Origin of the sequence: Paenibacillus wenxiniae, assembly GCF_039822605.1 — a bacterium.
Classification (GTDB): domain Bacteria; phylum Bacillota; class Bacilli; order Paenibacillales; family Paenibacillaceae; genus Saccharibacillus; species Saccharibacillus wenxiniae.
This window is the reverse complement of record NZ_JBCGUH010000001.1, coordinates 89,628-112,325: the sequence shown is the minus strand read 5'-3', so window position 1 is coordinate 112,325 and position 22,698 is coordinate 89,628. Positions and strand designations below refer to the sequence as shown.

At 46.3% G+C, this 22,698-nt stretch carries 20 protein-coding genes; 19 read left to right on the top strand and 1 reads right to left on the bottom strand.

The window, feature by feature from the left end:
* Positions 1-19 precede the first annotated feature (19 nt).
* From AAHF22_RS00455 to AAHF22_RS00415, 9 genes are all read left to right on the top strand, one after another.
* Positions 20-844 carry an ABC transporter permease gene (locus AAHF22_RS00455; protein WP_347323006.1) on the top strand — a complete coding sequence of 275 codons (825 nt, stop codon included), beginning with the start codon at positions 20-22 and terminating at the stop codon, positions 842-844.
* A gap of 243 nt (positions 845-1,087) precedes the next feature.
* Positions 1,088-2,176, top strand: a complete 1,089-nt coding sequence (locus AAHF22_RS00450) for an ABC transporter ATP-binding protein (RefSeq protein ID WP_347323005.1) — start codon at positions 1,088-1,090, stop codon at positions 2,174-2,176.
* Between the two features lie 531 nt (positions 2,177-2,707).
* On the top strand, positions 2,708-3,853 hold the full coding sequence (locus AAHF22_RS00445) for an extracellular solute-binding protein (RefSeq protein WP_347323004.1): 1,146 nt from the start codon (positions 2,708-2,710) through the stop codon (positions 3,851-3,853).
* Between the two features lie 3 nt (positions 3,854-3,856).
* Positions 3,857-4,702, top strand: a complete 846-nt coding sequence (locus AAHF22_RS00440; RefSeq protein WP_347323003.1) for an ABC transporter permease — start codon at positions 3,857-3,859, stop codon at positions 4,700-4,702.
* Between the two features lie 51 nt (positions 4,703-4,753).
* Positions 4,754-6,232, top strand: coding sequence for a hypothetical protein (locus tag AAHF22_RS00435; protein WP_347323002.1), 1,479 nt, complete (start codon positions 4,754-4,756; stop codon positions 6,230-6,232).
* Between the two features lie 17 nt (positions 6,233-6,249).
* Positions 6,250-6,708: a hypothetical protein gene (locus tag AAHF22_RS00430; protein ID WP_347323001.1), complete on the top strand. Its 459-nt coding sequence runs from the start codon at positions 6,250-6,252 to the stop codon at positions 6,706-6,708.
* Positions 6,705-8,009 carry a CehA/McbA family metallohydrolase gene (locus AAHF22_RS00425; protein ID WP_347323000.1) on the top strand — a complete coding sequence of 435 codons (1,305 nt, stop codon included), beginning with the start codon at positions 6,705-6,707 and terminating at the stop codon, positions 8,007-8,009. Before AAHF22_RS00430 ends, AAHF22_RS00425 begins: the two co-directional genes overlap by 4 nt.
* Positions 8,010-8,151: 142 nt before the next feature.
* Positions 8,152-8,865, top strand: a complete 714-nt coding sequence (locus tag AAHF22_RS00420; RefSeq protein ID WP_347322999.1) for a GntR family transcriptional regulator — start codon at positions 8,152-8,154, stop codon at positions 8,863-8,865.
* Between the two features lie 429 nt (positions 8,866-9,294).
* Positions 9,295-9,846 (top strand): GNAT family N-acetyltransferase, encoded by a 552-nt coding sequence (locus AAHF22_RS00415; protein WP_347322998.1) that lies wholly within the window; start codon positions 9,295-9,297, stop codon positions 9,844-9,846.
* Between the two features lie 88 nt (positions 9,847-9,934).
* Here the strand turns inward: AAHF22_RS00415 and AAHF22_RS00410 are convergent, their stop codons facing one another.
* Positions 9,935-10,603 (bottom strand): hypothetical protein, encoded by a 669-nt coding sequence (locus tag AAHF22_RS00410; RefSeq protein WP_347322997.1) that lies wholly within the window; start codon positions 10,601-10,603, stop codon positions 9,935-9,937.
* A 271-nt stretch (positions 10,604-10,874) separates the two neighbouring features.
* Between AAHF22_RS00410 and AAHF22_RS00405 the strand changes: the two genes are divergently transcribed.
* From AAHF22_RS00405 to AAHF22_RS00360, 10 genes are all read left to right on the top strand, one after another.
* Positions 10,875-11,963 carry a lactonase family protein gene (locus tag AAHF22_RS00405; RefSeq protein ID WP_347322996.1) on the top strand — a complete coding sequence of 363 codons (1,089 nt, stop codon included), beginning with the start codon at positions 10,875-10,877 and terminating at the stop codon, positions 11,961-11,963.
* Between the two features lie 418 nt (positions 11,964-12,381).
* Positions 12,382-12,636: a YczO family protein gene (locus tag AAHF22_RS00400; RefSeq protein ID WP_347322995.1), complete on the top strand. Its 255-nt coding sequence runs from the start codon at positions 12,382-12,384 to the stop codon at positions 12,634-12,636.
* Between the two features lie 122 nt (positions 12,637-12,758).
* The gene (locus AAHF22_RS00395) at positions 12,759-13,073 is read left to right on the top strand and encodes a hypothetical protein (protein ID WP_347322994.1); all 315 of its coding nucleotides are present in this window, start codon (positions 12,759-12,761) and stop codon (positions 13,071-13,073) included.
* 556 nt (positions 13,074-13,629) lie between these two features.
* Positions 13,630-14,628 carry a LacI family DNA-binding transcriptional regulator gene (locus AAHF22_RS00390; protein ID WP_347322993.1) on the top strand — a complete coding sequence of 333 codons (999 nt, stop codon included), beginning with the start codon at positions 13,630-13,632 and terminating at the stop codon, positions 14,626-14,628.
* Between the two features lie 10 nt (positions 14,629-14,638).
* Positions 14,639-15,901: a sugar ABC transporter substrate-binding protein gene (locus AAHF22_RS00385; protein ID WP_347322992.1), complete on the top strand. Its 1,263-nt coding sequence runs from the start codon at positions 14,639-14,641 to the stop codon at positions 15,899-15,901.
* Positions 15,864-16,145 carry a hypothetical protein gene (locus AAHF22_RS00380; protein ID WP_347322991.1) on the top strand — a complete coding sequence of 94 codons (282 nt, stop codon included), beginning with the start codon at positions 15,864-15,866 and terminating at the stop codon, positions 16,143-16,145. Before AAHF22_RS00385 ends, AAHF22_RS00380 begins: the two co-directional genes overlap by 38 nt.
* A gap of 59 nt (positions 16,146-16,204) precedes the next feature.
* On the top strand, positions 16,205-17,452 hold the full coding sequence (locus tag AAHF22_RS00375) for a sugar ABC transporter substrate-binding protein (RefSeq protein WP_347322990.1): 1,248 nt from the start codon (positions 16,205-16,207) through the stop codon (positions 17,450-17,452).
* Between the two features lie 157 nt (positions 17,453-17,609).
* A complete protein-coding gene (locus AAHF22_RS00370) occupies positions 17,610-18,515 on the top strand; it encodes a carbohydrate ABC transporter permease (RefSeq protein WP_347322989.1) in 906 nt (301 codons plus the stop codon).
* 56 nt (positions 18,516-18,571) lie between these two features.
* Positions 18,572-19,396 carry a carbohydrate ABC transporter permease gene (locus AAHF22_RS00365; protein WP_347322988.1) on the top strand — a complete coding sequence of 275 codons (825 nt, stop codon included), beginning with the start codon at positions 18,572-18,574 and terminating at the stop codon, positions 19,394-19,396.
* Positions 19,397-20,126: 730 nt separating this feature from the next.
* Positions 20,127-22,541, top strand: a complete 2,415-nt coding sequence (locus AAHF22_RS00360; RefSeq protein WP_347322987.1) for a glycoside hydrolase family 94 protein — start codon at positions 20,127-20,129, stop codon at positions 22,539-22,541.
* Positions 22,542-22,698 lie beyond the last annotated feature (157 nt).

Sequence of the window (22,698 nt, the reverse complement as noted above, 5' to 3'; positions counted from 1 at the left end):
GGATAGGAAGGATGGAGTCATGGGCTGGTATTTACGCTCGCTTGGTGCGAGGAAAGTGATGGAATTTGTTGTGCTGGTTGTGTTTGTTATCTTTTTTCTAGGACCATTGTTAAATTTGTTGCTGCTGGCGGTATCCGGTAAATGGCAGTATCCAGCGGCATTGCCGCAGAGCTGGTCACTGGAATGGTGGCAATTTGTATTGACGCAGGATGATGTGCTGGAATCGATCTCGCTTTCTTTTCTGATTGCTACGGTGGTAACGATTTGTTCGATTATCGTCTGTATTCCGGCAGCCTATGCGTTTGCGCGGATTGCCTTTCCGCTGAGTCGCTGGTTTTTGTTTTCTTTTTTGCTGACTCATGCTTTTCCGAAGATGGGGTTGTATGTATCGATCGCGGTCTTATTTTATAAGTTCGGGTTGATGAATACGTTTGTCGGTATCGTGCTCATTCATATGGTCAACACATTGATGTATATGACATGGATTCCATCGTCTGCCTTTCGCAGTGTCCACCGGGCACAGGAAGAATCAGCGCGAGATGCGGGTGCAGGACCATTTCGTGTGTTTTGGAAAATTACATTACCGATGGCATTCCCGGGTATTATGGTCGCATCGATTTTTACGTTTCTAGCTTCGCTGGATGAAGCACAGGGAACACTGCTTGTCGGTATTCCGGATTTTAAAACGATGCCGATCATTATGTATTCGATTATTGCGGATTATCCGAGCACGACAGGGGCTGTATTTTCCGTCATTTTAACATTGCCGACGATTATTTTACTGCTGGCTGCGCGTCGATTCGTCAGTGCGGATGTGCTGGCAGGAGGTTTTCAGGTGAAATAATAGTGCTGTGCTGATCAATAGTGTTAGTCATGTATTTTGTCGTTTACATTCATGACGATATTTACATTCATCCCTATATTTTCATTTATGCCTGTATTTGAATTTATTACTACCACGCTCGTTCAGTTATATGCCGCCATAATTTTACGCTTCCTATTCATTCGATCGTTCATATAAAGCAAGATTGTACAGGAAGAAAGATTGTACAGAAAGCAACATTGTGCAGAAACAGGAGGAGATCAGATGACTCAAGCTCAGCTATCGATTCGGCAACTTAGTAAACGATTCAAAACAGGCGATGGCGTTAGCGATATTACACTTGATGTGCAGCCCGGCGAAATGGTCACGTTGCTTGGTCCATCCGGCTGTGGCAAGACGACGGTGCTGCGCTCGATTGGTGGATTTTTGGAGCCAGATAGCGGAGACATTCTCATTCGCGGCCAAAGTGTACTCAAGCTTCCGCCGGAGAAAAGACCGACCGCAATGGTATTCCAGAGTTATAATCTGTGGCCACATATGACCGTATATGACAATCTCGCATTCGGGCTACATATTCGTAAGCATAAAAAAGCACATATTCAGCGTGCGGTCACCGATGCATTGGAGCTGGTACAGCTAGCGCCAGCAGCGCGCAAGTATCCATCCGAGCTGTCAGGTGGACAGCAGCAACGGGTGGCGCTAGCACGCGCACTGTTGTTGGAGCCGGATGTGTTACTGCTGGATGAACCCTTTTCCGCACTTGATGCAAAGCTGCGGATGGAGATGCGTGAAGAACTGCGTGATATCCAGATGCGCACAGGCATGACGATGGTATTCGTCACGCATGATCAGGAAGAAGCATTATCGATCTCAGATCGGATTGTCGTGATGCATGCTGGACAGATTGAGCAATTATCGACGCCACAGGATATTTATGATCGTCCAAGCTCATTATTTGTCGCTAGTTTTATCGGTCGTATTAATCTACTTCCAGCCGTTAGTGATGGTGCACGTATTCGTTTACAGTCATTAGAACTGGAGCCGCAGTCTGGTCAGGCACTATTACCGGGACAATGCACGATTGCGGTAAGACCGGAGGATGTGTATTTAACGGACGAGCCGCACAGTCTTGCAGGCATGATCCGTCAGGTAATGGTACTCGGTCATTACGCTGAAATATCGGTTGTATGTGACGAACAGATCATTAAAATGTTCGTTCCACGCGAGCAGGCGGTTCATTTGCTAAGCGGACAGACCGTGCGAATTGGATTGCGTAAATTCACTGCATTTCCAGAACGTCCAGAAGGCATTACGGTTAGTCATACAGCGGCATCTGAAGTAGCGACTGTATGAGTATGCCGATCATATAACGGCTATATAGGGATCGTATGAGAAAGTAGAGGTGATGATAACAACGAATTATCGCGATTAATAAATGGCTAGCTGATACGCTGGATACGTTGCGCAAATGCAGCATGATCGATGAATCAAACCGAAGTTGCTATAAGCAGCAATCGGTACAGGTAGTAGTCAGCATAGACCATATTCATCATAGGCAAACGTTACTATAGTATGCTTTCATTCATTCTCATTGTGCTTTCATTCATTTTCCGCTGTGTTCTGCCATGATTCAGCAAGTGAGCAGCTCCTGTAACGCTTGTTGTACGCTGTTCATCACGTTATTTTTTAACTTGCTTCAATTTAACTACATCCGACTGTACAGGTTTTATAGCATCATATTGTAAAGGCAGCAGCATCAGATGGAGTGCAGAACATGGTGTTGTTGCCAGCAAAGTCATGATCACTTGATCACTCGTTCCGATAAAAAAAGCAATGTAATGTTTATTTTCTATCGTCATTTCCCATATTCGAGGAGGAACCAACGTGTTCACAAAAGTTAAATGGAGTTCACTGGTATTGATCGTACTGAGTATCGCATTACTGGCAGGTTGTAGCGGCAAATCAGGCTCTGAGGCGGCAAGTGCCAGCAGTACGGGCACGACCGAGATTTCACTTTACACCGGCGGATCACTTAACGTAAAAGAACTGTGGGAAACGCTCATTCCTGAATTTGAAAAAGCGAACCCGACAATTAAAGTTAAACTGGTGTACTTGCCATCCGGTACAGGTGGTCAGTCGGCAGTCGATCGTCTGCTGGCAGCGAAGCAAAGTGGTCAGCAAAGCGTAGATGTGGATCTGTATGAAGGCGGTCTGGATGATATTACGCGCGGTAGCAGTCAGGGCATCTGGGCGAAGCTGGATAGCTCAGCCATTCCGAATCTTTCCAATGTAGACAGCAATGCACTAAAACAGGCGAATGATCTGGCTGTTCCTTATCGCGCGTCTTCTGTCGTGCTCGCATATGATAGCTCCCGTGTAAGCTCACCACCAAAAACAGCGGATGAGCTATACGATTGGATTCGTCAGCACCCAGGTCGCTTCGCTTATAATGACCCGGCTACAGGCGGCTCGGGCAGTTCCTTTGTGAACACAGCAATCTACAATTTCCTGCCAGCTGATGCGATGAATAGCAGTGATCCATCGATGGCGCAAAAATGGGATAAAGGCTTTAACCTGCTCAAACAACTGGGACCCTATATGTATCAAAAAGGCGTATATCCGAAAAAGAATCAGGGTACACTTGATCTGTTAGCAAGCGGTGAAGTCGATATGATTCCAGCCTGGTCGGATATGGCGCTGGAACAATTGAACAAGCAGTTGCTGCCATCGACAGTGAAACTGGCACAGATTAATCCTCCCTTTACAGGTGGACCTTCTTACTTGATGATGCCGGAAATGTCCGCGAAAAAGGTAGCTGCGGAGAAGCTGCTCAACTATGTGCTCACACCGGAAGCACAGGCGATCGTTGTGAACAAAATGTACGGCTATCCGGGAATCAAATGGGATTTGATGTCCAAAGATCTGCAAAACAAATTTGCTAGCGTGTCCGGCGGATATCGTCAGTTTAACAGTGGCGATTTGCAAAAAGAAATTAATCAACGCTGGCAGAGCGATGTTGCGGGGCAATAACGGATGAGTCATTCAGTAAAGAGAGGGATGCTGGGGCTTGCCCTGGTCATCCCCTCCTTTCTCATTTTGTTCGTTGTCGTCATTTTGCCTATTTTATATGCCGTACAGGAAAGCTTGATTGATCAACATAGTGGTGAATTCGGATTCGGCAACTATATTCGGATGTTTACCGAACCAGCGATGCGCACCAACATTATATATACGCTCAACGTAACACTCGTATCGACTGTGATTGCATTGCTCGTTAGTTATGCGCTAGCTGTATATTTGCGTTTTAGTAAAGGATGGATGGCGCGCTGGATTAATCGCTTGTATTTTATCCCGATGTTTGTTCCAGGCGTGATCGCTACTTACGGGCTGATCACGTTATACAGCAATCACGGCTGGCTCGCTCGATTGCTGCTGCTAATCGGAATAGATACGTTTCCGAAAATCATTTACAGCTATAGTGGGTTGCTGCTTGCCAATCTATGGTTCAATATTCCATTTGCCACGATGCTGCTCAGCTCTGCGCTGGCTGCTGTACCGAATTCGGTAGTGGAAAGTGCGCGTGATGCGGGTGCGAGTAGTATGCAGTTATTTTTCCGCTTTATTTTACCGCTATCGTATAAAACGATGTGGGTGGCGTTGACGTTTATTTTTATGGGCATTATCGGCAGCTTTACCGCTCCATTTCTAATCGGTGCGAATTCGCCGCAGGTGCTTGGTGTCGCGATGCAGCAAGTCTTTTCTAATTATCAGGAGACGCATACAGCAAGCGCAATGGCTGTGTTTATGTTTTTGCTCTGTTCGGTAATGGGATACTTTTACATCCGCACGATGGGGCAGGATCTGGATAAGCAAGCGTAAGCAAGATGCGGCAAAACAGTTGATAGCGATCGGACAAGGAGTGAAATGGAGATGGAACAAGAAAGCGAATCCGTATCGATTCAGACCCAGACGCCTGGTCATACACAGCATTATGAACTGAATGTACAATCGGTGACAGGTGAAGCAGATTTCATGCAGCAAGGTCGGATCGTAACCGATGCGGTGGTGGAAGGCGGGCACTCCATTCGTCTGCAATTTCAATTGGATCAACCTGGCTACACGGTTATCGCATTGGAAGCAGCAGGCGATAATCACTGGCAGGAGCAGGGGCGTGAATCTGTCGTATTGCGACTATACGTGAATGGGCAATATCAGCAGGATGTCATTCTATTTTATGGCGAGCAAACGCTGGAATATAGGAGGCTGCTTGGCTGCTTGCCTGCCGGAGAGCATACGGTAACAATGAAGCTACAACGTGATATGACGCCAGCGGGAGCGACTCGGGCTGTCGTGCGGCGTGTTGGGATCTATCATATTGGTCATGATCAGCCGCTTGCGATGGTGTATCGACATACGCCAATCATTTATGGTCGTCAGCTTACGCATCCGTATGAGAGTACATTTACCGATACACCGCTGCTGTTGATGTATTCTATCGAACAGCAACAGGAGCGGACGACTATTGAGTATCATATGGTGTTCAGCCATGAGGATGAAGGGACACCTTCCGGCCTGCTCATGAGTAAATGGGGACGGACTACGGATATTGAATGGATGCATCGTTTGGAGCTGGATGCGGATGGAACGGTGCTGCGTTATACGTATCAAGGGCCAAACCACGTGGAAACGGCATTTGCTGGTGCAACGGATTGTGGTGGTCATCCGGTGCTTCAGGCAGCTACAGCTAACGGTAATTTTACCGATGTGCCTGTATCGGATTATCGCTATATGTTGCCGCCACTGCTGTACTGGGATCGTACATCTGAGCCGCGTGAGCGAGTGATGACATTGTATCCATTTGTGCATCAGGTGAGCAACTGGGAAATGAATCGTCAATATGAGCTGGAACAGCCGGTTGATCGGCATTCGTGGAAGCTGGCAGATCAGCGGTGTTATTTGTTCATTCATGGACTGAAGCAGTGGCCACAATCCAGCGCCAAAGAGCAGCAAATGGAAGTCCCTATCGATGAAGTAACCGGTGAAAATATATCGTTACTGCGTCAGACTTGTATCGATTACCAGCTTCGGTTAAAAGGGGAGCAGGAATGGCTCTCGTCCAGTTACTTTGATCTGCGGATCGGTACATTTCGCGCGGCGTATGAAGGGCCTTACCCAAGCTTTGCGACAACGATCAAGACCGATCGACATCTTACACTGGAATGTATTGCAGCGATTCGCGTTGTATTATTGCCCGGCGGACTGGATGAGGTTCAGATTGGACAAATGTATGCGTATACGCTGGATGCGCAATATCGTCCGGTTGCCGGTATTCAAGCCGACGCATTTGTGTTATTAACAACAGCTGAGCCGACAGCGCTCGTATGGACATGCGATGAGTCAGACCTATAAAGAGAGGAGTCGATCTGATGACGAAAGTGTTGTATGAAGCTTCTGGTACAGTATATCCTGCAAGCACACAGAGCCATATCGCTTATCGCTTTATGGTACATGAACCCGTGCAAAGTTTACAGATTGATTTTAGCTATGAGCCTAAGCTGCTCGATGACGATCAGCTCGCAGAGCAACTTATTACCCGGGCAATGAAGCAATATGGCTATGAACAGCCGCATGCAGAAGATTGGCGTAAATATGCGCCATTGCAAAATTTACTGACCCTTTCACTGGATGATCCTTATCGTCATCGCGGACAGGCGCATCGGATGGACAGGGTGCAGCAACATAGGTTGACCGAGCAAGAAGCATCCCCAGGCTTTTGGCCGGGCAGCAATCCTGCTGGGCTATGGACGGTTACGCTCAGTCTGCATGCGGTAGTGACAGAGCAGTGTCACTACCAGCTGCGAATCGTGGAAGGAGGCTCGTTATGATGTTGAGCTGGATACCGGCAGAATTGCATACACATACGTTTCACAGTGATGGTTCGCAATCGTTACAAGAACTGGCACAATCAGCGAAGCAAGCAGGCATTGAGGTGATTGCTTTAACCGACCATAATACGCAATCCGGACTGATCGATCGCAGTCGAGTAGAAGCAAGCACCGGACTTCGGATTGTAGCAGGGATGGAGTGGACGACCTTTTACGGACATATGGTAACGCTGGGGCTACTGGACTATGTCGATTGGAGACAGGTCGGTCAGGGTGATATCGAACAGGGAATCCGTGAGGTGCATAAAGCAGGAGGTATTGCCGGTATGGCCCATCCATTTCGTATCGGTAGCCCGATCTGCACTGGCTGTTATTGGGAATATCCAATTCACGATTGGAGCCAGCTGGACTATATCGAAGTATGGTCAACACTGATGCCATTTATGAAACAGGATAGCCAGCGCGCTTTTGCCCTGTGGACATCATTACTGAATGAAGGACATCGTCTGGCGGCAACAAGTGGTCGAGATTGGCATCGTACACTACCTGATGATGCGCCAGCAGCGATTACATATATTGGACTGGAAGCTACAGTCGAACAGTCTGGTGATGGAGCAGAACACCAATCGTATGCTCACGATGCAGAGCACTCAATCGATAAACAAGCACAGCTGCATTCTGAAGCTGCAAGTGATAATTCAAACTCCATGAACACCTATATGAATGAACAGCAGGATGCGGTGACCCAATCGTCGATTCGTCGTGTGGATGATCGCCAATGCCGTGTGAATGATCGTCAACATGATGATCATCCCTATATTGAAGCGATCCGCAATGGCAAATTAACGATTACGATGGGACCTGTACTGGATTTGTATGCTGTCGTGTATAAATCGAATGCCGTTACCCAAGCAGCGGAGCCAGTGACAGCGAGCATCCGTACCGATTCGTCTTTACCGAAAGGAAATGAAAATGAAGTTGACGTGTACACGATTGGAGATACGATTGCCTGTAGTGAATCGCAGTTGCGTTTACATCTTCAACTTGATCGCAGCATACGAAATTCGCAGTACGAACTGGCTCCGCAAAAGTTGCGCGTTGTAATTATGAGCGATCGCGGTATATTGGCAGAGACGAAGCTGGATTCGGAACAGCCGTGGCAGGAATGGACTGTATCGATTCAAGCGCCTGCAAGGTGGCTGCGAGCGGAGTTGTACGGTTATTTTAACGATGTATGTGGCATGTTAGCATTTACAAATGCAATGTATATCGATCTGATCGATCAGATTGATGTTGAATGATCAATGGATACTGAATGATCGATTGATATTGAAGCATAAAGAGATGCTGAATCATAATAGAGAGTGAGCTACTCATCATCTTTAACAGATCGGAATGGATCTGTACGAATGAGTAGCAGTAGGAAAGGATGACGTCGATTTCATGTCGGTTAAACAGCAATATATCAAATCACAGATTGAACGCTGGATTCAGCAAGCAGAAATGGATGCAGGCGATCGTCTTCCGTCTGAATCCGAGCTGGCCGGTCAATTTAATGTATGCCGCACAACCGTGCGTGGAGCGATTCGATTATTGAAAGATGAAGGAAAGCTGTTCGTTAAACACGGAAGCGGTACATACATTACACGCACGATGCAAACGATCCCGAGTTCACTTGATCGTCTGTATAGCATCGGTGATATGATCGTATCAGCAGGACTGGTGGAAGAACAGCGACTGGAATATATTCGCAAGCTTGAAGCGCCAGCCGAGGTAGCCTTTCATTTGGAACTAGACAAGCACGATTCGGTCGTTGTGATGGAACGTAGCCGAATGGCGAACGGGGAACCGGTAGCTCATTCGGTAAACTATATCCCTACCCTATTCGCAGGCGATACACTGGATGAGCAGCATTTCAAAGGCTCGCTCTTTCACCATCTGGAGCACAAATCCGGTATTCGCATTGTCAGTGCCGATTCGCAAATTATCGTACCTGCACCAGGTGATCCGCATTGCCGTAAGCTGGCTGTCCATCCGGAAGCAACCGTGTTGTTAATGAAGCAGACCCATTATGATGAAATGAATCGTCGTGTGTTGTATTCACTCGATTATGTGCGCAGCGATATTTTCACATTCTGGATTCGTCGGATGCGCTGAATAGGCGGGTGACAGGACAGGTGCATGTGAATGCCATGTAAATGAAGTATGAATAGGATGTAGTGAACGGCATAGTATAAAACTGTATATTATAAAAAAACTGTATGATATACAAAATGCTTCAGTGTCTGTGGACGCTGAAGCTTATTTGCATCTGCGACGAGAAAAATGCTTTACGCTTATAGTATGGAAATAGGAGATCGGCAGTATTATATCAGAAACACGATATTGAGAATATAATATCGAAACTATGATATAATAGAGCGCTCCAATCGCCCTTTACATCATAGGCTCGACTATATACTTGTATAAGCTACATCTCCAAGCATTGAGTTGCTCTAACTTGCTCATTGCTTTTTCCTCGGCTACATACCTGTATAAGCTACATCGCCAATCTATAAACGGAAAGTAAACAGGAGGCAGTTAACTATGCAAACGGAACATAGCGATATCGAAATAAGTCCATTACGTTCAGAGCATGCGGAACAGTTATTGCATTTGCGACTTACCAATAAGGAGTATATGCATATCTACGATCCGATCCGACCGGATCGTTATTGGACACTGGACACGCAGCGAGCGTTATTAGAGCAAGGCGAACAAAACTTTCAAGCAGGTACTGGATATGTATTTGGTATGTTTAAAACGGATACAGGACAATTGATCGGACGGATCGAGTTAAGCGGTGTAGCGAGAGGCCCTTTTCAAAATGCGTCTGTCGGTTATTTTGTAGATCAACAGCATCATGGACACGGATATGCTACGTTTGCCCTGCGCCAAGTAACTGCGTTTGCTTTTCAAGAAGCCGGGCTACACCGTATTCAAGCAGGGGTGATGCCGTGGAATCAGCCTTCACAGCGTGTATTGGAAAAAGCCCGCTTCCGTAAGGAGGGGCTTGCTGAACGTTATTTATGCATTAATGGTAAATGGGAAGATCATTTCCTGTATGCGATTACGGCGGAGGAATGGGAGCAGGCATAATCTTAATTACCGTTCGAAATTGTCATTTGAGGTATCTTGTTAAGTTATCTTGGAATGGCATTGAAATTGAATTGAAATTGAAGTTTTGTTACTTTGCGTTAGGATTCATTAGCGATTGGGCGTGCTCTAGCATCGCTGTGGCTTCAGCATAGGTGATTGGCTTATCAAGCTCAATATTGTTCTTATCATCGCTTGGGATCAGACCACAGTCAGTGAGTTGCTGGAATACATATAGATCGGAATGCTCGGACAGCTTTAGATTAGTGGAGCACTTCACCTGTTCAATCGATTCTAGGGATGATGAATGGTGCTGATGCGTCGAAGCGGCAGACGATTCCGAATGTGTTGCAGACTGGGCTTTATCGTGATTTGCTTCAGTATCATCGGCAGACACCAATTCAGCCGCTTGATGATCGTCAGCAATATTAAACGCTTGTGTTTGCTGCGAATCGTGCTGCTCTACGGCATGCCATAGCAGCACGGCAAAGTCGGCGCGTGGCATCATCGCTGCCGGATTAAGTTCGGGAGACAGCGGTAATCCATTCAGGCTTGCCACCAGCATTTGCTGACTATAGGGGGCATTGTTATCGATCATTGTAAAATAATCACTAGCCTGAGGTGCCTTAATAAAACGAAGCTTGTTGGTATTCAGTCCCAGCTGCTCAACGAGCAATGGAATGGCAGTAGCATAAATGAGCGGTGTATCCGGTTGAAATGTGTTCGTCGCTGATGGGTGGGTAAGATCGTCATGATTCATCTGCTTCAACTCCTTGCTCAGAATAGGATGGTGCTTTATCGTGTATTTTCGATACAGGTCAGTCTATGATCGATTTCCATTCATATCCAGTGTAGAATAGATTCCAATTTATGTATATATAAAGTAAGAAGACGATTTTTTTGATTTTTTCGGCGCAAGGGTATAAGTTATATAGTAGAGTGTTCGGCTATTGATTATGTTGCAGTTTACATATTAGTTAGTGGTGAACACGCAAGAAAATGAGATTATACGATATTGGAGGAGAATGACGATGACGACACCATCCGAACGATTACTTGTATTTGTAGGCTCTTATGCAGAGTCTGATCATACCGGCGTATATGTATATGAGTTTAACGAAGCTACAGGTGAGTTAACGCCGACAGATGCTTTTACGGGTTTGCAAAATCCAACTTTTCTGAATGTGGATGCTGATGCACGCCGTCTGTATGCACTGGGCGAAACGGTATCAGAGACAGGTCCAAAAGGCAAAGGCGGCGAAGCAGCAGCTTTTGTTATTAATCCAGAAGAAGGCAAGCTGGAACTGCTCAATCGTGCAAGAACAATTGACGGTCCTCCATGTCATATTGGACGTTCCGCAGATCGTCGCTATTTGACCATGGTTAGTTATCATGGCGGTATGGTCGGCTTGATTTCGATCAAAGAAGACGGTAGTGTAGGTGAACTGCTGGATGTCCATCAGCATGAAGGACATAGCGTAGATCCACAAAACCAGGATCGTCCACATCCACACTCTACATTTTTCGATCCAGCAGGCAAATATGCGATCGTACAGGATCTTGGTCTTGACCGCGTACGTACGTATGAACTGCTACAGGATTCCAATGAACTGAAGTTTGTCTCGGATGCAATCAGCACACCAGGCGCTGGTCCGCGTCACCTCGTCTTCCATCCAAACGGCAAGTTTGCCTTTATTATTAATGAATTGAACTCTACTGTAACGGCTTATCAATATGCGGCCGCTACAGGCACATTGACCGAAGTGCAGACGATTCCTACATTGCCTGCGGATTATAATGGTGCCAATGGTTGTGCCGAGATCGCCATTTCCGAAGATGGCCGCTATCTGTATGGCTCGAACCGTGGCCATGACAGTATTGTGCAATACGCAGTGAATGCGGACACAGGCGAGTTAACACTCGTACAGCATGTATCGACAGAAGGTGGACATCCGCGTCACTTCTCACTGTTGCCAGGTGGTCGTTACGCACTGGTCGCTAATCGCGATGGTAATAACATCGTTGTATTCAGCATCGATGGAGAGAGCGGTAAATTGACGTATACAGGCAAAAGTGCAGACGTATCGAAGCCTGTCTGCGTATGGGGCGCACGCTTCTAATTGTGTATCTTTTGCGGCTTATCTTTTGTAATGGAAAAGTGCTTCTTATAAAAGTGTAATCTACGATCTACCATGTAAGAAGGTAGGTCTAGCAAAGTCCGAGCTGGTGAAATTTTCAACGAACACGGATCGGATGCAGCAAACCGGATGCACGCTTATAAAGTCAGCCGTTGTATACGACTAATATAAAACAACTGCTATGAAATGCCGGATACGAAACGACCGATCGTAGAGATACTGTCGGTCGTTTTTGTGTCGAGATGCTTATTTCATGCAGCAACATGATGATGCAAAAAGATGCAACATCTCCAAAAAAGCTAAGATCGAATTGTTTCAATTTATGCTACAGAGGTAAAAGTACATAACCCCATTTACAAGCAGCAATGATGAATCTATAGGGGTAAAGGAGATGCATACGATGACAGAACCGCGTGAAAACAACAAGATTGATCATCAGGATGGCAAGCGCGATCATGCCGAGCAATATCCTACCGATAAAGAAAGCTTGTTTGATCGTTTTGAATCGGAGCAGACTGTGGATGCTTTACCTGTAGAAGATATAAAGCTGGAACAACGAGAGGAAAATGATGGTGAGCATACGAAGCGCTCTTCCTCCAGTCAGAATGCTTATCCAGAAGGCGAGTCAAAGGATGACTCGGATATTGTTCGTTGATTATACATGATTTATGTTGATGGACTCTACATTATTAAGCATAGGGAAGGGGACAGTTCCGCGCTAGCGGCAGGCACTGTTCCTTTTCCGGGTTTCTATAAACGGAAAGGTGATTGAATACGATGGCATTTGGAATTAAGCGAGCAGAGCTTCAGCAATGGAAGCGTCAGGTTGAAGCAGGTGAAATTGCATTTTTGACCCATTATTGGCTGGATGATCGGTTTCCGGGTATTCGCACAGTAACTAAAGTAGGATGTGCTGATATCGATAAGTTGCGGCGCTGGTGCAAATCGTATGGATTGAATCCGCGTTATTTACATTTACGGGATCAATATCCACATTTTGATCTGCTTGGAACGGAGCAGGTGTCTATTTTGAAGGTGGAAGGTTTGCAGGATCATATTGATCGTTTTCATCTGGATTCGTCAATTTCGTAATATCAGGTCTTCTCGATCGACCTGTCCGAGTATGGCTGTATAGATGCATTACCGTGTTTGATCATGCATATAAGGCATTAGCAGAAGCATAGAAAACTAAAACCTAAATCAGCATCATACGAATATACATAATGTTAAATAATGGTAAGAAACAAGTGTGGGATTGTCGAAATAGAAAAATCAGAAAAAAATTTTAAAAGCGGTTGAAATCGGTTACAAGCCGAGCTATAATAGCGTTGTAGAAACGTTTCGACAAAAAGACAGAAATTTCCACAAGCGAATGTCAGCTTGAAGGAAACTTTTTATCCGGTCGATATGGGTAAAAATGTGGTTATGATCTAAAAATCACAAGTTAAACGTTACTTTTAGTCATGAGAAGCTGTATTTTCCAAAAAAATACAAAAATCTTCTTTTGGATGAAATCGAAACGTTTCGATAGGCTTCTTTTGGTGAATATTTGCTGAACGATGAGTCGAAACGCCGCTTCACTCCACGATCAGGATCATGCTAAAGTAACAACAGCACTATAACCTGATTGAAGAATAGAGGTGAGCAGATGGGGGCAACTATTAAGGATGTAGCTGCTCTTGCCGGGGTAGCGGTATCAACCGCATCCTATGCGCTCAATGGCATCGGCAGAGTGAGCACGAAAACAAGGGATAAAGTGCTTGATGCAGCACGACAGCTCAATTATCAGAAAAATGGGATCGCATCCGATTTGAAGCGTTCACGCACCAATACGATTGCATTGTTGCTGAGCGATTTATCCGGACCTTATTATTCCAGTCTGATCAAGGGTGTACAGGAAGTGAGCTTGAACAATGGTTACGATCTGATCGCCTGTAGCTCGATCGGCGGAGATTCGTCCACAGCTGTGAAGTTCATTAAGGAAAAGCGTGTTGATGGAGCGATCATCCTTGCTCACAACATTCCAGATCGAACGATTATGGATTCCGCTCGTGAAGGCTTTCCGATCGTGATGCTGGATCGTCGATTAGAGCATGAAAGTGTGTGCTATGTGGAAGCCGATCATGATAAAGGCGGCTTACTGGCGACGAATTATTTAATCGAAAATGGTCATCGTCGTATCGCATTCGTTTCCGGTCCAGCAAGCAGTAAGCATAATAAGGATCGCTACAATGGATTTACGAGAGCGATGAATGATCATGGACTCACGATTGAGCCACGCTGGAACCTGATTGGTAATTTTACTGAAGAAGGCGGCTATCGCGCAGTCAAGCTCATGATTGCACAGGGGGATTTACCGGAAGCGGTATTTTTCGCTAATGATGAGATGGCGCTTGGCGGCATTACGGCGCTTCAAGAAGCAGGAATCCGTGTGCCAGAAGACATATCAGTTATCGGATTTGATGATATCGTGCAGGCGCGCTTTTTAAATCCAGGACTGACGACAGTACGGCAACCGGATTATGAGGTTGGTGCACTGGCTGTACATTTAATCTTTCAAATTTTGAAAGGAGAGTCGGTGGCACAACACTATACTTTGGACACAGAACTGGTCATTCGCGGCACGGTTCGTTCCATTCAAAATTGAGGTGGATGTAATGAAAATAGGATGGAAATCAGCCATAGCCGGTGTGCTCATCTTCTCATTACTGCTGGCAGGTTGTTCCGGCGGTAAGGAAAAGGGCACAACCTCAGATGGTAAGAAAATATTAAAAGTATGGGGCATGGGCGCAGAAGGTACGGCGTTAAGCAAGCTTGTGCCTGATTTTGAAGCTAAGCATCCCGACATTAAAGTAGATGTGCAGGCGATTCCGTGGGATAACGCACATGACAAGCTGCTCACAGCCGTTGCATCGCGTAGTGGCCCTGATGTTGTACAAATGGGCATGGGTTGGATTCCAGAGTTTGCAGATGCAGGAGCATTACAGGATTTAACGCCTTATATGGATAAATATCCGAATTTGAAAGCGGATAACTATTTCGAAGGTGCACGTACTAAAATGACATATGAAGGTAAAACGGTAGGTGTGCCGTGGTATATCGATACCCGCGTACTCTTTTATCGCAAAGACCTGCTAAAACAGGTTGGCTACAACGAGCCTCCGAAAACCTGGGATGAGCTAAAAGATGCAGCGAAAAAGCTGGCTGCACGAGGCAATGGCAATTACGGTATTTTGCTGGATAGTAAAGACCCGTTATTTACGATTCCATTTGCCTGGGAAAATGGTAGTGAAGTGATTAACAGCAACAAACAGGCACAGTTGAACCAGCCTCCTTATGTGGAGACGATTCAATATTTAAGCAGCTTTTTCAAAGAAGGCATCGCCCCGACCCAGAGCGATATGCAGTTAATTCCTTCGTTTGGTGAAGGTATTCTGCCGATGTTCATCAGCGGTCCGTGGTCGGTGAACCAGGTCAAAACGGAATTGCCGGAGCTTACATCAGATCAATGGGGAACTGCTGTGATTCCGCCGAAAACAGCTGGTGGTGAAAGCGTCTCTGTACTGGGCGGCTCCAATCTATCCGTGTTCAGCACCTCGCAAAATACCGAAGCAGCGGTGCAGTTCATCAGCTATTTGAACGATCCGCAAGTACAGGTTAAATGGTATGAGCTGACACAGGATTTGCCATCCACGACTAAAGCGTGGGAGGACAAAGCATTTGAAGACAGTCCGAATATCGGTACGTTCCGCACGCAGATGGATACGGCGCGCTCTACGCCATCCGTCAAGGAATGGGAAACGATTGGCAAGCAGATCAGCGATGCATTTGATCAAATTGTCGTCGGAGGTGCCGACATTCAGACACAGCTGGATCAGTTAAATGAGCAGGCGAATTCGACATTGCAAAATGGGAGTTGATTCATCATTCCAGCTTTGCCCGAATGTAGCCAGCCGCATTGCCCTACGCCATCATCAGTTGCCGTTTGGCGATGCACATGTAAATGAAGCAAGGGTTCATACGTGCAGTCAAAAGGGAGGTCAGGGATTCACCTGTATTATCGGTGATCCTACAGCAACAAAAGCGGCGGTGCAACAACAAACGATCACACCGCCACAAACAGTGAAGACTCTGGCGAATGTCCGTGCTGGTACTCATACGTGATCCGAACAGCGTCTTTGCTGCTAATTTCATCCAAATACCAATAAAGAGGTGGCCCGAGCATGGCTAAATTATGGAAAACGGTAGTCGCATGTATGCTTGTATTTTCACTGATACTCGCTGGATGTGGCGGCAAGGATAAGACAACTACAGCGGATGGAAAGCGGATTTTGAAAGTATGGGGTATGGGCGGCGAAGGTGGTTCATTACCTAACATGGTTGAAGCGTTTGAAAAGGCAAATCCAGATATTGACGTACAGGTACAGCAGATTCCATGGGATAGCGCGCATGATAAACTGCTAACTGCCGTTGCTTCCAAAAACGGCCCGGATGTAATCCAGATGGGGATGACATGGATTCCAGAGTTTGCGAATGCAGGTGCATTGCTGGATCTGTCTTCCTATACAGATAAATATCCAAACCTGAAGCCAGACAATTTCTTCGAAGGCGCACGTGAAACGATGAAATTTAACGACAAACTGATCTCGATTCCATGGTATATGGAAACACGCGTGCTGTACTATCGTACCGATTTGCTGAAAGAAGTGGGCTATGATCAAGCACCAAAAACATGGGCTGAGCTGCAAGATGCAGCGAAAAAGCTAGCTGCACGCGGTAACGGTAACTACGGTATTTTGCTGGACAATCAGGATGCGGCGTTCACACTTCCGTTTGCCTGGGAAAATGGTAGTGATGTGATCGGTAGCGATAACAAGGCTCAATTTAATCAGAAGCCATATGTGGAAGCCGTACAATACCTGACCAGCTTCTATAAAGATGGTAGTGCTCCATCACAGAGCGATATGCAGCTTCTGCCGGCATTCGGACAAGGTATTATTCCAATGTTCTTCAGCGGTCCGTGGTCGATCAACCAGATTCATGAGACTGTACCGCAAATCGACGGTAAATGGGCAACAGCAACGATCCCTGTCAAAGAAGAAGGCGGCAAAAGCGCATCTGTACTGGGCGGTTCGAACTGGAGCGTATTCAGCAGCGCGGTGAATAAAGATGATGCTGTGAAATTTATCTCCTTTATGAGTGATCCAGCGAACCAGATTGAATACTACAAACTGTCTAAAGACTTGCCATCTACACTCAAAGCATGGGATGACAAAGCGCTTGACGGTGAACAAATTGCTACATTCCGCGAGCAAATGAAAACATCTCACCCGTCTCCTTTCGTACCGCAATGGGAAGCGATTGGTCAATTGATCAAAGCAGCCCTACAACAGATTGTAGTTGGTGGTGCCGATGTACAGACACAGATGGAAGATCTGAATACACAGGCGGATGCCTTACTGCAAAAATAATTCATGCAACGTGCTAACCGCCGGGCATCCTCCGGTGCCTGGCTGGTCAGCTTGTTCACAAGTACAAGTGTAGCGCCTCTGTTCACGAATATAACCAATCAATGAGCAGATGTAGCTTCACCGGAAGAACATACTTCCGTAAAGGAGGGAGCAGATTATGCAAAAGGCCTGGCAGTCGTTGGCCAAACACAGATATCCGTATCTGTTTATCGCGCCAACGCTAATTATATTGTTCGTTTTCTCGTTCATACCGATTCTCGTTGCTATATTTATTAGCTTTACCAATATGAATCTGGCAGGGCTGGCAGACTGGTCCAATGTTGAATTTAAAGGCGTGGATAACTTTGTCCAGCTATTCGGTGATGCGGTTTTCCGCAAATCGATGTTTAATACACTCATTTATGTCGTAGTCGGTGTCCCGCTCGTTGTGGTCGTGTCGATGGCGATTGCGATTTTGATTAATCAGGGCACAAGCTGGATTTTCAAAACGTTTCGGGTTATTTACTACATGCCGTCGATTACGAATATCGTCGCGATCGCAGTCATCTGGGGCTATCTGTACAACTCCCAGTATGGTCTTATTAACCACATGCTGGAGGCGGTAGGCATATCGCCAGTACGCTGGCTGCAAGATCCAACCATCGCCAAATTCTCGCTGATTATTATGGCAGTCTGGAAAGCGATCGGTCTGAATATGATTATTTTCCTGGCAGCATTGCAAGGGATTCCGCGCACGTATTATGAAGCTGCTCAAATTGACGGCGCAAGTCGCTGGCAGCAACTAACGCGCATTACCGTGCCACTGCTCGGGTTTGCCACATTCTTTGTATCGATTACAACATTGATCGGCTGGATTCAGTTCTTCGAAGAACCACTCGTTATGACGAAGGGTGACCCGTTGAATGGGACAACTTCGATGGCACTGTTTATTTACCAGACCGGTTTCCAGCGCAGTGATTTCGGCTACGCGGCAGCAGGCTCGATCGTCTTGTTCGCCATCATTATTCTTGTAACTATCGTTCAATTTAAAGCGCGCAAAAAAGACAGTGATGTCGAATATTGATATCCGAGCAGCTCTGACAAGCTAAGCCGGAGCATACTGTGAAAGGAGGTTCCGTGATGGATGTTCGCGTGAAACCTGTTTATCGAAGCATCGTCATTCTCGTACTGTTGATCGGTGCGGTAGCGATGTGTATACCTTTTGTATGGATGATCCTGTCCTCCTTCAAACCGGAGAGCGAGGTTACTTCCTTAACGCCGTCCTTTTGGCCGCAACAACCAACGATGCATAACTTTGAGCGTTTGTTCACGGAAATGAATTTTGGTGGTTATTTGTGGAATACGCTCATTATCGTATTTTTCTCATTTATCGGTCTATTTTTGAATGCAGCAGCAGGCTATGCCTTTGCCAAATTCAACTTCCCTGGTCGTAATGTACTTTACTATCTCGTACTTGGTACGATGATGATTCCGTCCCAGGTTACGATGATTCCGGTTTACCTGATTTTGAATGAAATGAGCCTGACCAATACGATGGCAGGGATTGTATTGCCCGGTATGGTCAATGCGTTTGGTATCTTCTTATTCCGTCAGTTTATGACGACGATTCCGAATGATCTGATCGAAGCATCCAGACTGGATGGTGCGGGTGAAGTGCGTACGTTCTTCCAGTTGATTATTCCAATCGCTAAACCGATCTTTGCCGTACAGGGGATTCTAACCTTTATCGGCGGCTGGAACAGCTTCCTGTGGCCGTTGATCGTAGCGAACGATGAGAGCCTGTACACGCTCTCGGTCGGCTTGCAGCTGTTAAAAGGACAATATGGCGGTGACTTTGCCATCCAGATGGCAGGCGCATCGTTTATGGTTATTCCAATTCTGATTATCTTCATTTTTGCCCAGCGGCATATTATTGAAGGGTATACGATTTCGGGGATGAAATAATTGGATGGTTTGAGAAAAAGATGCTAGTGTTCTTGCATGATGTGGTGTGGGTTTGCATCAAGCACTGCGGTAAGGAATAAGGGGACGGACTCGGGTGGAGCCGCGGGAATCTTTAGGAATTGGGAAAGAATGAAGATTCCCGCCCCTCCAAAGTCGTCCTTACCCCTTATTTCCTTCCCTCCGTTCCCTGCATATCGCATCATGCTTGTTGTGCAAGATAGAGCGCATACTTTTTCTCCATGATTGGAGGGGCAGTAGGATGTTACTGTAACTTCATTTAAAAGCGTACAAGTTCTGAATATAGATGTTCCTTGAATAGTAGAGATATGGAGATTTTTGCGTAGAACTCTAATGAGCAGATCTATTCATTTATGTTCTTCGTCTATATTGTTCATTTAGGTATATGTTCTGTTATACGCCAGTTATAGGTGACTTTATTAATCATTGTACTAAAAAAGAAATTGAAGTTTAGAATTCAATTTTGTTTGTCAGCTGAAGCTCAATAGGATAGACACCCACGGAACGATAGTAAGGAAATAAGGGGAAAGGACGACTTTGGAAGATAGGAATCTACGAATTGGAAGTGAAGGTAGATTCCTACCTTCCACCGAAGGACGTCCCCTTATTCCTTACCGCAGTGGTTGGAGTATCACCAACGGGATTTTATGCACACGCTTTAATGACAAATGTCTACATTACAAATATAAAAGATAGTATGGAGGGATTCTGCATGTCTACTGTACACACTACACAGAACACCCAGCAAGATCGTTTGTTCCAAAATGAATACGGCTATTTTACCGAGGATGGACGCGAGTATGTGATTACGAATCCGCGTACACCGCGTCCGTGGAGTAATATTATTAGTAATGGTGATTATTCGTTCATGGTATCGCAAGCAGGTGGTGGTGCGTCCTGGCGTGGCAATGCTGGGCAAAACCGGATTACACGACTGTTTCAAGATGTGATTAAAGATTCATGGGGCAAATTCGTTTATTTGCGCGATCGCAGCTCCGGTCAATATTGGTCGGCAGCGTGGAAGCCAGTCATGGCGGAGTTTGAACATTATGAAGTTCGTCATGGGATCGGGTATAGCGTATTCACCCAGCAGGTGAGTGGCATTCGTAGTGAGATGACCGTATTCGTCGCCCCGGATGCTCCGCTGGAGTTGATCAAGCTTAAGGTTACGAATAACAGCGAGCAGACGCGTGAACTGGATGCAACGACTTATTTTGAATGGGCACCTGGATTTGCGCCGGATGAGCATCGGGAATTCCACAAAATCTTTATGAACTCGGAATATAAAGAAGACTTAAATGCAATTTTACTTGAAAAATACCTGTGGGGCTTTCCAGATGAGAAAGGCCGCAGTAACAATGTAAGCTGGCCATATACTGCATTCCATGCAGCGAGTGAGCAGCCATCCTCCTATGATGCCGATAAAGAATCGTTTGTCGGTATGTATGGCGAGGAATCGCGTCCAGAGGCGATGCAGCAACCTGAGCTGGCCGAACATACGGGTCGCTTTGGTGATGCGGCTGGATCGTTGCGCGTCGCTTTTAAGCTGGAGCCAGGCGCTTCGCATACGGTTGTATTTACAATTGGTGCGGCAGAGCAGGAGAAAGAGGATGCAGCTGCGCTAATTCGCGAATACACAACGGTAGAAGCTGCTGATCGCACGCTGGCACGTGTGCATGAGTTCTGGAGTGAATTGATCGATACCGAGCATATCGAGACACCCGACCGGGCGATGAATATTATGACCAATGTATGGTTAAAATATCAATCGATCTCCTGTCGTCTATGGGGCAAAACGGCTTACTATCAGGTGAGTGCAGGTTACGGGTATCGCGACCAGCTGCAAGATTCGCAAATTTTCCTGACTAGCAAGCCTGAATTGATGCGTAAGCAGATTCTGATGCATGCGTCCCAGCAATTCCAGGAAGGCGATGTGTTACACTGGTGGTTCACGATTCGTGGCGGTGGTCCGCGTACTCGTTGTTCAGACGATCTGCTATGGCTTCCGTTCATTATGGATTCGTATCTGAAAGAAACACAGGATTATGATATTTTGGACGAAATTACCCCATTCCTTGATGGCGGCGAAGCGACCGTATATGAGCACTGCAAACGTGCAATCGAGAAAACATTCCAACGCTTTAGCCCACGTGGTGTACCGCTGATGGGTGAGCATGACTGGAACGATGGTCTGAGCGCCATCGGCTACGATTGGAAAGGGGAAAGCTTCTGGGTTGGCGAGTTCCTGTATATGATTCTCGGCAGCTTCGCTCCAGTGGCAGAACGCCGTGGAGATTCGAGCTTTGCTACGAAAATGCTAGAAGTACAAACGAGCCTCAAAAAAGCGCTCAACGAGCATGGCTGGGATGGCGAATGGTATTTGCAAGCGACGACCGATGATGGTCTGAAAGTCGGCTCCAAAGAAAATGAAGAGGGTCAAATTTTCCTCAATCCGCAAATCTGGGCAGTCATCTCCGGTGTAGCGGACGAGGAGCGTGGTCAGCAAGCGATGGCAAGCGTCAGCAAGCATCTGCTGCGTGATTACGGTTCGTTGCTGCTGTATCCAGCGTATACTAAAGTACGTCGTGATATCGGCTATATTACACGCTATGCACCAGGACTGCGCGAAAATGGCGGTGTATACACGCATGCTGCAACATGGGCAGTATGGGCATACACGCTGGCAGGCCAACCGGAAAAAGCATATGAAGCCTACAGCAAAATTTGCCCACCCAATCGTTCCCATGAGCCGAACAGCTATGTGGGTGAGCCATATGTGACACCAGGTAACTCCGATGGTCCAATTTCGCCGAACTACGGTCGTGGCGGCTGGACATGGTATACCGGTTCCTCACAATGGCTACAACGGATGGCAACAAACTGGATTCTGGGCGTGCGCGCTGAGCATGAAGGTCTGCTGATCGATCCGAGCATTCCGGCAGAATGGCCCGAATTTAGCTACCGCCGTAATTTCCGTGGTGCCACGTATGTGATTCATGTAGATAACAGCGCCGGTGTGTCGCGTGGCGTGAAATCGATCACGGTTAATGGCAAAGCGATTGAAGGAACTATTTTGCCTGATTTTAAAGATGGTAAAGAGCATGAAGTGAAAGTTATCATGGGATAATGCAATATGATAGCAGAGAACAGTGATAGTGGAAGGTACACTGCTGACATAAATCGCGAATCAACCGATCTCGGATACAATGAAGCAACACGGTGCTTGAATTGGATTGTACTAAAAATCCTGTTCGATGGAAATAAAATCAAATCATTCGTTAAAA

Bases quoted from the DNA above. Each gene is read 5' to 3' on its own strand.
- AAHF22_RS00370 (WP_347322989.1), top strand. From the start codon at position 17,610: ATGCAAAAGGCCTGGCAGTCGTTGGCCAAACACAGATATCCGTATCTG.
- AAHF22_RS00365 (WP_347322988.1), top strand. From the start codon at position 18,572: ATGGATGTTCGCGTGAAACCTGTTTATCGAAGCATCGTCATTCTCGTA.
- AAHF22_RS00400 (WP_347322995.1), top strand. From the start codon at position 12,382: ATGACAGAACCGCGTGAAAACAACAAGATTGATCATCAGGATGGCAAG.
- AAHF22_RS00435 (WP_347323002.1), top strand. From the start codon at position 4,754: ATGGAACAAGAAAGCGAATCCGTATCGATTCAGACCCAGACGCCTGGT.
- AAHF22_RS00395 (WP_347322994.1), top strand. From the start codon at position 12,759: ATGGCATTTGGAATTAAGCGAGCAGAGCTTCAGCAATGGAAGCGTCAG.
- AAHF22_RS00430 (WP_347323001.1), top strand. From the start codon at position 6,250: ATGACGAAAGTGTTGTATGAAGCTTCTGGTACAGTATATCCTGCAAGC.
- AAHF22_RS00375 (WP_347322990.1), top strand. From the start codon at position 16,205: ATGGCTAAATTATGGAAAACGGTAGTCGCATGTATGCTTGTATTTTCA.
- AAHF22_RS00380 (WP_347322991.1), top strand. From the start codon at position 15,864: ATGAGCAGGCGAATTCGACATTGCAAAATGGGAGTTGATTCATCATTC.
- AAHF22_RS00415 (WP_347322998.1), top strand. From the start codon at position 9,295: ATGCAAACGGAACATAGCGATATCGAAATAAGTCCATTACGTTCAGAG.
- AAHF22_RS00390 (WP_347322993.1), top strand. From the start codon at position 13,630: ATGGGGGCAACTATTAAGGATGTAGCTGCTCTTGCCGGGGTAGCGGTA.
- AAHF22_RS00440 (WP_347323003.1), top strand. From the start codon at position 3,857: ATGAGTCATTCAGTAAAGAGAGGGATGCTGGGGCTTGCCCTGGTCATC.
- AAHF22_RS00405 (WP_347322996.1), top strand. From the start codon at position 10,875: ATGACGACACCATCCGAACGATTACTTGTATTTGTAGGCTCTTATGCA.
- AAHF22_RS00360 (WP_347322987.1), top strand. From the start codon at position 20,127: ATGTCTACTGTACACACTACACAGAACACCCAGCAAGATCGTTTGTTC.
- AAHF22_RS00455 (WP_347323006.1), top strand. From the start codon at position 20: ATGGGCTGGTATTTACGCTCGCTTGGTGCGAGGAAAGTGATGGAATTT.
- AAHF22_RS00450 (WP_347323005.1), top strand. From the start codon at position 1,088: ATGACTCAAGCTCAGCTATCGATTCGGCAACTTAGTAAACGATTCAAA.
- AAHF22_RS00385 (WP_347322992.1), top strand. From the start codon at position 14,639: ATGAAAATAGGATGGAAATCAGCCATAGCCGGTGTGCTCATCTTCTCA.
- AAHF22_RS00410 (WP_347322997.1), bottom strand. From the start codon at position 10,603: ATGAATCATGACGATCTTACCCACCCATCAGCGACGAACACATTTCAA.
- AAHF22_RS00425 (WP_347323000.1), top strand. From the start codon at position 6,705: ATGATGTTGAGCTGGATACCGGCAGAATTGCATACACATACGTTTCAC.
- AAHF22_RS00420 (WP_347322999.1), top strand. From the start codon at position 8,152: ATGTCGGTTAAACAGCAATATATCAAATCACAGATTGAACGCTGGATT.